Raw genomic sequence first — 11049 nt, forward strand, 5'->3', positions numbered from 1 at the left:
GGTGTGGGTGGCAACAAATGGGCCCATACGGGCCATTTGTTTTCCCACACATCTTGCTTTACCACCTCTCACGGCGGTAAAGTTTTCGCGAGACGTTTTCAAATCGCGTCGGCGATTTTTAAGCACTCGAAAAGGAAAGCGAATCGAATAGCTGGTTTTGCACCGGAGGCCTCTCCGGTGTGCGGTTTATTTTCGAGGAGCTGTCCGTGAGTACGAAACGTCCGTTCACAGTCAAGGCAACGCTGAGTGAAGAAGAAAAGAAAACGCTTGTTGCGTTTTCCAAAAAGGCCCAAATGTCTGAGGCCGAACTGATTAGGTATTTCCTGCGTCCCGATGACGCGGTGACTCGCGGGGTCGATCTGACTGAAGACGAAGAGCGAACTGAGATGATTCGCATCCGGGTTTCGCCAAGTGAGAAAAAATCCATTGAGAATCGCGCTTCTGAACTCGGCGTGTCGATGTCGGCCTTCATGCGTCGCACTGCTCTTGTCGGGAGAGTCGAGAAAATCGATGTCGATCGGGCGTCGATCGACAAAATCTATCACGAGCTTTTGAAGGAAGGAACGAATCTCAATCAGCTCATGTACTTTTTGAACGCCCAAGGGCTTCCCGCGTACAACGAGAAAGCTGTTTTTCGAACACTTGAGAAGGTTTATCAAGTTGGGCGTAAGCTAGACCGTTTCATCGACGAGCTTGAAAAGCGCTATTTCGTCGGTGGTGATGTGAAGTGACTGTTATCAAACAGAAAAGAGTGTCGAGTGAGCGCTATGCAAAGAATGTTCGTAAATACATCAACGGAAAAGATGCGATTGTGCGTGGTGGCTGGAACATCGAATGGAGCGACCACTGGTTTTCGAAAATGGATAGAACCAGAAAGGTTTTCCATCACGACAAGCCGTCGAGAGCCGGAGTCAAAAACGTAATCATGCTTCATCAGATTCTCGCGTTTCTGCCCGAGGAGTGCAGCTGCAACGGAGGCAAGATGACCCCCGATGCATGTTTGGCCTACGCGGAGCAATGGCTTGCGAAGCACTATCCGCATCAACAAGTGATTCTCGCGTTGCATGAGGAAAGCGATAAGGCGGGAAAACGCTACGCGGTCCATATGGCGATCAACCGTACCGATTTGCTGACCGGCAAACGTTGCGAGACGGGTGGGCGACGCGGAAAGTACGAACGCGCTGCGTGGGTCCGTGAAATGGACGAGGCTTGGAATCTTACTCAACTTGAAAAGGGAAAGAAAAATTCGAAGATTCGTGATCGCCAGCCGCGCGACACAGAAAAGGAGATTATCGGTCGCGGTGAGTACAGTTATAAAAACAATCTGCGCGAGCTAATCCATCTTGCAATCAATGAAGGTCACCCAAAGAATATGGAGCAGTTCAAAAAACTACTTGCCTCATGGGGCGTAGACATTTTCATCAAGAACAATCGAGTCTATGCGACAGATCTCGATATCAAAGAGGCCGGTAATCCAAAATGTACCTTCAACTTGACCCGTCTCGACGGGCGGTTCGCGTTGAAGTCGTTGCAGACGGCTTTCGGAAATAACGTGTTGGAAGCCGAGCGAGTCCTTCCATACGAGAAACGTTGTGAGATTTACATCAAGCGTCTCAAGAAAGCATACTCGGCGTGGGTCGAGCAGGCGAAAGCGAGCAAGGGCGTCTCCTACAATTCATTTCCTAAATTCATTGCACCGAAGTGCGATGAAGATCTGCTCGAAGATCCCGCCGTACGTGATGAGCTTCTTGCCCGGCGCGGTTACGCAAGGGAGATTCGCAACCGTTACGCCGGCGGCGTTGTCGATGCCGGCGACGACCGCGTTCGCGCCGCCGGCCAGGCGCACAGCGGTAGCGCCGTGTTGCGACAGATGGACGATCGCGTCGTCGATCGCGGCGATTACGCTCGCGGCGACACGCCTCGCTAGCCTCGAACTGCCTGTCGAGGCGGAGTAAAGCGCTCATGCCCCGGTAGAGCGGTGAGGCATGAGTTACTGAGGTATACTATAGTTTCCGCAGGTAGAGGTATAAAAAAATGGCAACCCGCCCGCCGAAAAGACGGGCGGGCGTGATACCATCAAGATTGTGCTCGGGTGCTACCAACACCTCCGCACGGTGTAGAGGCGAGCTACCAACTCGCGTTTCTACTTGCCAGTTGTGCTAAAAACGCAAACAGCACTCCTGGCACATCCAATGATAGCAGGGACCCGCAGGTCACGCTATGGATGACAGTTAGAAAACGCAAATGGGAGCCGGCTCGCACGGCTCCCATTTTTTATGGGAGCGGACATATGCCGTTCCCGGTCGGCACGGGTTTAAGACCCGTTCAAAAAGGTAGCCAAGGGCTCGAATAATCGGAGACTGAGCTGTACAGGTTCATTGTCCCGTCTCTACGGAGACTTCGACGGGGGTAGTGCCCTCCATGTGACCCCTGCGCCGCCTCGGCCCTTCTGGGCGGAGACGGCGTGCCGGATTCAGAGCGATTGTCCTGCTGGAAAACTGCAGGAAAGTAGGCGAACAGCCGAAGATCAGGAGTTGGTTGGATAGCCGTGTGGCGACACACGTGTCGCGGTGATAAGCCGCAACGTCAAGCAAAGAGGATCACGATGAGCATGCAGCCGTGACGGATTCTGAGCCCAACCCCGGGTTCCGCCATGTACGGGGGTGCCGGTGAGGACGGCCGGCGCGTTAAAACGAACGGTCCGGATGCATGGGCGTAGCCATGCGGAGTCCCGCGAGATCGTCGAGCAAAAGGCCAAGGGGCGGGTGAGGCTTTCCCAGCTGCAATGCTGGTTTCGAAGATTTAGGGAGGGTCCACGATTGTGCCCGGATTCTGTGGATGCTCCACCGCCTAACAATTCAACCACCAAGCTAATTAGACCTCGCGACCAGTTATTACAATCAGCAAGTCATCAGCGCGAGGCGTGCCAGCCGTCAGCCCTCAGCGCCGGCGTCGCTTCGCTCCCCGGGCGATGTAAATAAGAGATATATAAGTCAGCGAGCTTCGCGAGCGGATCATAGGTGCCGTCAGGCACCGCATCAAAAGCGATTCGCAATCATTTCGGAATACATGTCGCTGGCGATGAGTGGACCTAGTCCAGACCTGTATCCGTACTAGGCGTTTCTAGAAATGCGCATGAGAAAGGGCCGAACCGAAGTGTCTGGCCGGACGCCAATTGTCCGGGAACTGCTTCGTTTCGACCCTGCTTCATTCTACAGCCGCGTCATGTTTATGGAGATCAATTCGGCAGCTGCAATTCATTCGATTGTAAGATGAGCTGTCCTGGACGGCTCCCACTGTTGCGATCACGCCGCATGGACGATGGATGAACTCGCATGAGAACCCAAGCGTACGGTGGTTTTATCTGCCCAAAGAGGGTAGAATGACAACAGAAAACGACGCATCCCGTGTAAGCAACATGGAGCGCGGGCGGCCTAGTTTTCAGTCTTTGTTAAATGCCCGGGCTCCGACCCCCGGGCATTCTTATTTGCGCTTGTGGCGCAAATGCCGTCCACTGTCCGCACCGCGCGTACGCCTACGGACCTTAATCCGAACCTCATACGAGTTTAAAAACGCGATGATGAACGTGCCGACCGTTGCAAGAGCGGCCAGCGCGTTAAGGAATTTCAGCATATGGTGACCTCCGATCAAATCGTCGGCCGCCCGCGCACGGAATGCGCCGTGACATCAATTCTAACCGAATCTGCTACTACCCCGGTTAACTGGTACACCTCTGTTATTGTTCAAATTAAACAGTCTCAAAAGGTATGCCTCTTGGCACTCGAAAGTCGAACCCTCGATGCCGTGAACGTCGAGTGCCAAAACCCAGTGTCAAAACCTCCGCGTCAATTCCCATGGGAAAATCAAATACGAGGCAGGAGGCTGAAATGACACGTTACGGATATGCTCGCGTGAGCACGAAAGACCAGAGGTTGGACCGCCAGATCGAGGCTCTGGTGAACGCTGGCGTGGCCTATGGCCATATCTACAAGGACAAGGTCACGGGTGCCCAGGACGGCGACCGGACGCAGCAGAAGCGCCTGTTCAAGAAGATGCGGGCGGGCGACGAGGTGGTGGTCGAATCCTGGGAGCGCTTGACCAGATCGACCAGGCAGCTGCTGAACTATGACCTGATGTTCAGGAACTTAGGAGTGAAGCTCATATCACTGAAGCAGCCCGTTGACCTCGATACTGCATTCGGCCGTTTCGTGCTGGGCACCCATGCCTGCACCGCCGAGCTCGAGCGCGACCTGATCAGGCAGCGCCAGGCCGAGGGTATCGCCGTCAAACGGAGCCGCGGTGGCAACGTCGGGGGCCGCCCGCGCATCGCGGACGTCAAGGCCGACGCTGCCGTGAAGCTCTACCTCGCCCGTGAGACGCCAATTCCCGACATCTGCGCCGCAACAGGTATCTCGAAATCGACCTTGTACCGCGTGCTCCGCGAGCGCGGGTTAGTGGGCGTCAGAAGATAAATCCGAGTGCGCTACTATATAAGAGTGCGGTATTTCTCCAACTGAAACCCTGCGTGAACGCATGACTTGAGACGCCTTTTTAGAACTCACCGATCGCAGGACGAACACAACTCAACAGCGGCCGCGTATTTGTTCCCAGCCGTACGGCGTGGCGGAGCCATGCCCGTTGTTGATTGGAGTGCCGCATCATGGCCGAAAACCAAGTCCAGTCCGAAAAGAAAATGACCAGTCTGAATGTCTCATCGGAGACCCGTGACGCCATAAAGGACATCAGCACGAGCCTTGGCCTCTCGCAGGCCGATACCGTCGCCCGCTTGGTCGACGGCTACCACCCTAACGCCACTCCCGGCATGAAGACTGCGCTCGACGCATCGGCCGTCCTCGATGAGGCGGTCGAGCGGGTCAAGCGCATCATCGTGGGCGCTGCCGAAGCCGCCGCGATGGAGGCTCGTGCTGCCCGCGAGGACGCCGACGCCGCCAAGAAAAGTGCAACGGAACAGATTCAGAGCATCAAATCTAATTGCGTCGAGCAGGTCGCCGCCATCAAAGAGAAATTCGAGCTGGATACTGCGAGCTTGGAGATTGAGAACGATGAGCTCCACGCCACCGTCGCCGATTACCTCTCGCAGCTCAAGAAGCTCGATTCCGAGAACAATCAGCTCTTGGCAGAATCAGCCGCAAAAGACGATCGAATTGAAAGCATGAGGGGCGCGGTCGACGCCGCAGCCAAGGCTCAGGCCGATCTCAACGTCTCCCTCCTCGCCCAGCGTGACCTGATGGCCGAGGTCGCCGCCCTCAAGGACCGCCTCGCCGCCTCCGAGCAGCGGGCGGCCGTGGCCGAGGCCAAGGTCGAGGTCATGACCCAGACGAGGGGCGTGTAGATATGTCCGACAAGCTAAGGCCGTCTCGCCGTGAGTTGATAACGGCAGGGCTAGTCGTCTTTTTGGTCACGGCACTCGTCTGGACTGTCATTGATGGTGCCGGCGCAAATCCGCTCACCATCAGCGGTGTCATCACCCGTCAAAATGCCGTCTGGGCTTCGCTTGCGGCAGTTTCAGTGGTCATGCTCATTGGGGCTTGGCTGTTTGGCTGATGGCATTCAAAAACAATTAAGTTTGGAGTAATCGATGGAGCATCTCTCTGTTAAAAAGGCAATCAACCTAGCTCGGAACTTTGGGGCTGCGGGTGTTCTGGCAGCCGCCCTAGTTATGACCTCTGGGTGCAGCCAGGCAGACGATCATCAGACGGCAGTTCAGGTCGCCGATTCTGATAACGCGCAGGAAGACGGGGTTTACGGCAAGATGAAGTATTCAGTCACCGGCGTCGAGGTGCATGATTCCTCGACTGGCGATGGCGGGAAGGTTGCCGTTGTTCGCTGGCACGCCATTAACAACCGATCGGCAAATTCATGCGCTGTTGGTAGCTACATCACGGCTTATCAAAATAAGCAGATGCTATCTCGCGGGTTTGCCGCCGATTTGCAGGAAGATCACTTCTCTTCGCAAGGGCTTGCGCCGGGAGGCGAATGCGACGGTGTGTCGATTTTTGACCTCAACGACATGTCTCCCATCGAAGTGAAAGTCGACGGGATGGGTGCTGGGTCGAACTCCCTCGACCAGACTTTTGAATTGGAATAGTCCATATGGCGCCTAATTTCTAGAAACCTTCTAGAGCGCTTCTAGAAGGTTTCTAGAAGCGGGCGCAGCATCTTCGACCGGCACGATGTCTCGGTAGATAAGGCGATGCCTGGCGTCACGCCACTCGTCGCCGTGGTAGTGGCCGAAGAACCAGGCGCGGCAGCCGAGTCGCCCGTCGAGCTCGCCAAGGAATCGTTGCAGCCGGTCGTCCAGATACTCGCGTTCGCGCTCCCGGCATAGTTGCTCTGCCAGGTCGGCAGGAGCCTCGTGAGTCACAACGTAGTCGACCTTCCAGCCCACGCGATCGAGCGAGGCGCGGCAGTGCCCCATCTCTTCCACGCTCGGTATCTCCTCGGGCCACCAGTTCCTCCCCTCCCTGCGATACTGTCTGTCGTTGCTCGCGGCACCTCCCATGGTGAGGACCGTGGTCCCCGCGATGTCGTACACCTCGCCGCGCATCAGGTGCAGCACGTGCGGTCGCGCCTCATGGACGAGGCCGCCGTTCCACTCCTGCACCGGCAGCTCAGCCAGGGCGTGATGGTTCTCATGGTTGCCGTCAACGAAGCACGTGGTCCAGGGCTTCGACTCGAGCCAGTCGAGCCAGTATTTCTCGGCGTTGGACCCATCCCAGACAAAGCCGAAGTCGCCGGCCACGATTACCACATCATCACGCGTCAGCGTGCGGCCCAGCGGCCAATTCTTGAAGGCAAACCGGCTGGACCCGTACTCGGCCCTGCCGTGCACGTCGCCCGTCACATAGATAGCCATCAGTACGCACCCCACGGCAGGAGTTTGTCCCCGAGCCTCACGATCCGGTCACACAGCACCGTGTGCCGTTCGTCCGGATTGGCATCGCGATGGAAATGGCCGTAATACCAGCGCTTGTAGTCCAGGCGGTCATCGAGCTCGTCGAGGAATCCGGTCAGCCGGTCCACATCCGGGCGTTCCCAGCCTGGGTCCGGGTAGAGCGTCGGCGAGAGCATGCGCGTCGAGCAGGTATGGGTGATGACGCAGTCGACCTTCCAGGCGACCTCGTCGAGCCTTGCCCGTGCGGCATCGAAATCGCGCTCGTCCGGGAGCTCCTGAGGCCACCAGCTGGAATACGGCACGCGGTATTCCCTGTCCACGCTCGTGGCACCGCCCATGGTGAAGATTGTCGAACCGTCGAGCTCAAAGACCTCGCCGCGCGTCAGGCGCCGAATAGACGAAGTATCCGACAGGCGTTGCGTCAGCCCGCCGTGCCACGGTTCCATGGGACGCTCCTCCCAGTGGTCGAAGCGCTCGTGGTTGCCATCCACGAAGAGAACCGTGTAGGGGCGCGACTCGAGCCAAGCGATGTCAGCGCATTCCTCGGCAGAAAAGTTCCACGGAAAGCCAAAGTCACCGGCAACGATGAGATAGTCGTCGCTGGTAAGGCCATCCCCAAGCTCCCAGTCGCGGAGCTTTTGCATGTCGAGCCCACTGTGGATGTCGCCCGTCACATAGACCGTCATCGGATCGCCTCTTTCCGCTTGTAAGCCGCCAGCTCGCGCTCGACCTGCCTGTCGCCGGTCTCGTTGACCCACCAGGGCCATTTCACCCGGCCGCACGGCTCGTCGACCCCGGCGAACCATTCCCTCAGCCCGTCGAGGCTCACCGGGGAGTGCCCGTTGGCGTCGCAGCCCACGTCGTAGCGCAGGAGCCCCTGCTTGCGGTTGAACTCGTTGTACGCGCCGCCGCTGCTGTGGATGTGCCCGTGGAGGTGCCACGATCCATGGCTCATGCCCTGCCAGTCGGCCATGGGGTAATGGCACAGGACGATCTTCTGCCCGTCGATCTTGAGCACGCAGATCGGCGGTTCCACGGTGAACGCGCCCGCGACCGCCGGCTGGGTCCAGTCCTTGTCATGGTTTCCCGGGACGAGGTGGATGCGCCTGCAGGCGATCCGCTTACGCAGCCCGTATGCGTCCTGGGCGGTCATCTTGAATGAGAAATCCCCCAGGATGTAGAGCTCGTCATCCACGGCGACCCTGCCGTTGATGTTGTCGACGATGGCATCGTTCATCTGCCAAATCGTCTCCCACGGCCGGTCCGTGAACTTCAGGACGTTCTCGTGCCCGAAGTGCGTGTCGCTGGTGAACCAGATCATTCCATTGTCTCCTTGTCGCTAAATACCGTTCTCCTTTGCGCAATTGAGGAGACGTATTTTGAGCGACATGAGGCGTTCGAACCTCATGTTCTGTGCTCCAATCTGCCGGATTGTTCCAGCTAAAACTTTAAAACCTCGTGCGGGCAGAAAACCGTGTCCAGTTTGTGGGGTCATAGTATAGGCACTGTTAGAACTAATAGCCCAAATCCGTTGCCAACTGGCCACTATTGGCAACTATTAGGCCTTTTAGACACCCCCAACTGACTAATAGCCGCTATTTGTTGGGCCGTTTTGCAACCACGAGCGCTGCCGTGGATTCTTGATACGGCGCATCGACAACAGCAATGTCAAGCGGGTAGAATGGTGCCGACGGCAGCCCAAGTTGTAGTGAGCTGGGCAGAGCCGTTGCGTTAGAAAGTTAGGTCATCGTCTTAGCGACGGTGGCCTTTCTTTTTGGGCTTCGAGCCCTGCTTGAGTGCCTTGGAAAGGCCGACAAGGGCCATGAGGAGCGAGACCATAGCGGTCAGGAGCTTCACGAGCTCGGTGAAATCGGTCATGGGCATCACCTCCCATCAAATGGAGGGCTCTGCCCGGCACGAGGGCTGCCGACAGCAAGGACGATTCTATCAGAGCGGCTGACTCCCGCCCGATATTACCATCCCACCGCGCCTATGCAAAAAAGAGGGCCGCCAAACAGCGACCCTCCAGCGAAAGTGCATGTTATTTAGGACAGTCAAATTCTTTGAATAACAAATGACTGCTGTATAATTACATAATAAAGTTCACCCGGAAGGAGCGATCGATGAAAAGCAAACGATTTGCCCTGAATGCACTTCTGGTAGTAGCAATATTGACGCTCTTCGTCTTTTCGGACTCATACATGAATCAGCCAAGATTTGGATATGCTTTATACGCTGTGTTTTCCGGCGAAACAACTTACAACACTATAGGCTTCATTGACGCAATCTTTTTCTATGTAGTCGGCCCCCTATCAAGCGAACTGGTCGCTTTTGTTGTCTGCTTCAACCTGAATCAACGAAGCCAGACTCATTCAGCGACTTCGGCCAAACAAGGAATAAATCTCTTCGCAATAACGATAGTTCTGCAAATTCTGACAGTGTTGATTATCGCCCTGACCGCAACAAACGTTTTGAAGTATGAGTTCGGACTCGTCGCGAGCTGCCTCATGGCAATTGCCGCGGGTATAGCGGTTTCGCATACGAATCCGGCAAAGAAGCAGCTCAACTAACAGGGCCTATTTGGAATCCGAATCGTCCATGGAGCCGTCGATGCCGGTTTTGGTGTCGTCCGTATTGGAATCGTCATCCTTCGATATGTGCGATACGGCTCGTTAGTAGCCCTGGCCGTAGCCCTGACCCTGCTGGCCTAGCAGCTCATCCAGATACTGGCGCAGCTGCTCGTCGGTAATACCGCCGTTGCCGGTGTCGGTCGCGCTGTCGTTCTGCTGCTGGTTCTGCAGCTCCTCGTCGGAGCCCAGCTCGACCGTGACCTTCTTCTCGTCCTTGCCGCGCATGAGCGTGATCTCAACCTTCTCGCCAACCTCGTGGCTGCGCAGCGCGATGATCAGACCATCAGCGCTCGTAATCTCGTCATCGTCCAGCTTGGTGATGACATCGCCCTCCTGGATGCCGGCCTTGGCGGCGGGACCGTCCTCGACGACGCTCGCCACATACGCACCGCTATCGGTGCTGAGTCACGCGCGCTGCCGCCTGGGCACGGGCATCGGTTGGTACGGCGGCGTCCAAGCTCGCAGGCGCTTCGAGATCGATGTCCACACCGTCATCAAATAGGCTCGATTGCTCCATAGCGGTACTCCTTCGCTCGATTTCAAACGGATACAAGAGCACCACCGTTACGACGGACGTCCCGGTTCCGTGCATAACGAAAAGTCAACCGAGGGTTTTGTCCCGTCAAGACGCCGAACGAGAATTACGTACCGCCAAGAGCCTCAAAACACGCCCCTCGCGAGACAGAATCCTCACTCGATTTCCATGCGGAGCAAAAACCTCAATCAATCATCCTCCGCAACGTCTATCCACCAAAAAGGCCGCCCCACGTGGAGCGGCCTTTGCTCGCAGCTTTTTACTGATAGTTACTCAAAATTTATTCCAACACATCCACAGAAGAGCAGCGAATCGTATTTCTCTTTCGGGAATCGAGAAAATAGCCTACCTTGACTTTAGACCCAACGCTCACGGGGCTATCGCTTACATAGCGCGTATGTTCTGAATCAACCAGAATGGTCAGACGATCAGACCCGTCGTTATATGGATCTTCGCTTTCGACCGACATGGTAAAATCGCCAGAGCTGCCAACGTTCAACACCGATCCGCTCACGAACCACAAATGTGAATAGTCACCTCCGCTATCTTTTTGGCAACGCTCCACTTTTAGAAATAGCGCAGAGAATGCGAACACGGCAACTGATATAGCGATGAAAACCTTAACGCCACCCCCCCCCTTGCCATGAAATCCAAATTTATTCGCCAAAGAAAAATACCCCTGCCTTATCCGTGCAACCAGCTTCGCCGCAGAGGCGCTGAAGAATTTCCTTTTCTTCAGCGGTCAACGTCGCTTCGACTTTCTCGCTTCGGCTCATTTTTATCCCCTCAGCTTCGGAGTGGCCTCCGAAACAAGATTTGGAAAAGTCCGCCGAATTTTTCTCAGAGGCGAAACCGCTTCGCGCACAAAGCGGAACTCAGCTTTGCCTGTCTTCTTTTCCCGTGTGAGAGAAAGCAAGATCGTAAATGGCCATAGTTCATGCTTGCATGTAATTATGGCCATTTACGTA

At 56.0% G+C, this 11049-nt stretch carries 14 protein-coding genes; 7 read left to right on the forward strand and 7 right to left on the reverse strand.

From position 1 onward, the window contains the following. Positions 1–206 precede the first annotated feature (206 nt). The 6 genes from GDJ93_RS06145 to GDJ93_RS06170 all read left to right on the forward strand — a co-directional run bounded on the left by GDJ93_RS06145 (position 207) and on the right by GDJ93_RS06170 (position 6109). Complete coding sequence (locus tag GDJ93_RS06145; RefSeq protein ID WP_152068146.1) at positions 207–731, forward strand: plasmid mobilization protein; 525 nt, start codon at positions 207–209, stop codon at positions 729–731. Then, positions 728–1927 carry a relaxase/mobilization nuclease domain-containing protein gene (locus GDJ93_RS06150; protein ID WP_152068147.1) on the forward strand — a complete coding sequence of 400 codons (1200 nt, stop codon included), beginning with the start codon at positions 728–730 and terminating at the stop codon, positions 1925–1927. Before GDJ93_RS06145 ends, GDJ93_RS06150 begins: the two co-directional genes overlap by 4 nt. Positions 1928–3887: 1960 nt before the next feature. Then, positions 3888–4472, forward strand: coding sequence for a recombinase family protein (locus GDJ93_RS06155; protein WP_193221469.1), 585 nt, complete (start codon positions 3888–3890; stop codon positions 4470–4472). Positions 4473–4660: 188 nt separating this feature from the next. Next, a complete protein-coding gene (locus GDJ93_RS06160) occupies positions 4661–5353 on the forward strand; it encodes a hypothetical protein (RefSeq protein WP_152068149.1) in 693 nt (230 codons plus the stop codon). Between the two features lie 2 nt (positions 5354–5355). Continuing rightward, the gene (locus GDJ93_RS06165; RefSeq protein WP_152068150.1) at positions 5356–5565 is read left to right on the forward strand and encodes a hypothetical protein; all 210 of its coding nucleotides are present in this window, start codon (positions 5356–5358) and stop codon (positions 5563–5565) included. A gap of 34 nt (positions 5566–5599) precedes the next feature. Then, a complete protein-coding gene (locus GDJ93_RS06170) occupies positions 5600–6109 on the forward strand; it encodes a DUF5067 domain-containing protein (protein ID WP_152068151.1) in 510 nt (169 codons plus the stop codon). 30 nt (positions 6110–6139) lie between these two features. Here GDJ93_RS06170 and GDJ93_RS06175 read toward each other — a convergent pair whose 3' ends face one another. From GDJ93_RS06175 to GDJ93_RS10240, 4 genes are all read right to left on the reverse strand, one after another. After that, a complete protein-coding gene (locus GDJ93_RS06175; RefSeq protein WP_152068152.1) occupies positions 6140–6877 on the reverse strand; it encodes a metallophosphoesterase family protein in 738 nt (245 codons plus the stop codon). Continuing rightward, entirely contained in the window at positions 6877–7602 is a 726-nt protein-coding gene (locus GDJ93_RS06180) for a metallophosphoesterase family protein (RefSeq protein ID WP_152068153.1), read from the reverse strand. Before GDJ93_RS06180 ends, GDJ93_RS06175 begins: the two co-directional genes overlap by 1 nt. Further along, positions 7599–8237, reverse strand: coding sequence for a hypothetical protein (locus GDJ93_RS06185; RefSeq protein ID WP_152068154.1), 639 nt, complete (start codon positions 8235–8237; stop codon positions 7599–7601). The genes GDJ93_RS06180 and GDJ93_RS06185 overlap by 4 nt, the downstream gene beginning before the upstream one ends. A 431-nt stretch (positions 8238–8668) precedes the next feature. Then, positions 8669–8794 (reverse strand): hypothetical protein, encoded by a 126-nt coding sequence (locus tag GDJ93_RS10240; RefSeq protein WP_264297886.1) that lies wholly within the window; start codon positions 8792–8794, stop codon positions 8669–8671. A 245-nt stretch (positions 8795–9039) separates the two neighbouring features. Between GDJ93_RS10240 and GDJ93_RS06190 the strand changes: the two genes are divergently transcribed. Next, complete coding sequence (locus tag GDJ93_RS06190; RefSeq protein ID WP_152068155.1) at positions 9040–9486, forward strand: hypothetical protein; 447 nt, start codon at positions 9040–9042, stop codon at positions 9484–9486. Between the two features lie 102 nt (positions 9487–9588). Here GDJ93_RS06190 and GDJ93_RS06195 read toward each other — a convergent pair whose 3' ends face one another. The 3 genes from GDJ93_RS06195 to GDJ93_RS06200 all read right to left on the reverse strand — a co-directional run bounded on the left by GDJ93_RS06195 (position 9589) and on the right by GDJ93_RS06200 (position 10748). Then, positions 9589–9927: a PDZ domain-containing protein gene (locus GDJ93_RS06195; RefSeq protein ID WP_226812504.1), complete on the reverse strand. Its 339-nt coding sequence runs from the start codon at positions 9925–9927 to the stop codon at positions 9589–9591. A gap of 10 nt (positions 9928–9937) precedes the next feature. Further along, positions 9938–10063, reverse strand: a complete 126-nt coding sequence (locus GDJ93_RS10245; RefSeq protein ID WP_264297887.1) for a hypothetical protein — start codon at positions 10061–10063, stop codon at positions 9938–9940. 298 nt (positions 10064–10361) lie between these two features. Next, entirely contained in the window at positions 10362–10748 is a 387-nt protein-coding gene (locus GDJ93_RS06200) for a hypothetical protein (RefSeq protein ID WP_152068156.1), read from the reverse strand. Positions 10749–11049 lie beyond the last annotated feature (301 nt).

Source organism: Collinsella aerofaciens, from assembly GCF_902501475.1.
Classification (GTDB): Bacteria; Actinomycetota; Coriobacteriia; order Coriobacteriales; family Coriobacteriaceae; genus Collinsella; species Collinsella aerofaciens_AL.

What these genes read in the sequence shown, in the direction of transcription:
- GDJ93_RS06190 (WP_152068155.1), top strand. Translation starts at nt 9,040, where the DNA reads ATGAAAAGCAAACGATTTGCCCTGAATGCACTTCTGGTAGTAGCAATA.
- GDJ93_RS10240 (WP_264297886.1), bottom strand. Translation starts at nt 8,794, where the DNA reads ATGACCGATTTCACCGAGCTCGTGAAGCTCCTGACCGCTATGGTCTCG.
- GDJ93_RS06170 (WP_152068151.1), top strand. Translation starts at nt 5,600, where the DNA reads ATGGAGCATCTCTCTGTTAAAAAGGCAATCAACCTAGCTCGGAACTTT.
- GDJ93_RS06175 (WP_152068152.1), bottom strand. Translation starts at nt 6,877, where the DNA reads ATGGCTATCTATGTGACGGGCGACGTGCACGGCAGGGCCGAGTACGGG.
- GDJ93_RS10245 (WP_264297887.1), bottom strand. Translation starts at nt 10,063, where the DNA reads ATGGAGCAATCGAGCCTATTTGATGACGGTGTGGACATCGATCTCGAA.
- GDJ93_RS06180 (WP_152068153.1), bottom strand. Translation starts at nt 7,602, where the DNA reads ATGACGGTCTATGTGACGGGCGACATCCACAGTGGGCTCGACATGCAA.
- GDJ93_RS06185 (WP_152068154.1), bottom strand. Translation starts at nt 8,237, where the DNA reads ATGATCTGGTTCACCAGCGACACGCACTTCGGGCACGAGAACGTCCTG.
- GDJ93_RS06155 (WP_193221469.1), top strand. Translation starts at nt 3,888, where the DNA reads ATGACACGTTACGGATATGCTCGCGTGAGCACGAAAGACCAGAGGTTG.
- GDJ93_RS06160 (WP_152068149.1), top strand. Translation starts at nt 4,661, where the DNA reads ATGGCCGAAAACCAAGTCCAGTCCGAAAAGAAAATGACCAGTCTGAAT.
- GDJ93_RS06165 (WP_152068150.1), top strand. Translation starts at nt 5,356, where the DNA reads ATGTCCGACAAGCTAAGGCCGTCTCGCCGTGAGTTGATAACGGCAGGG.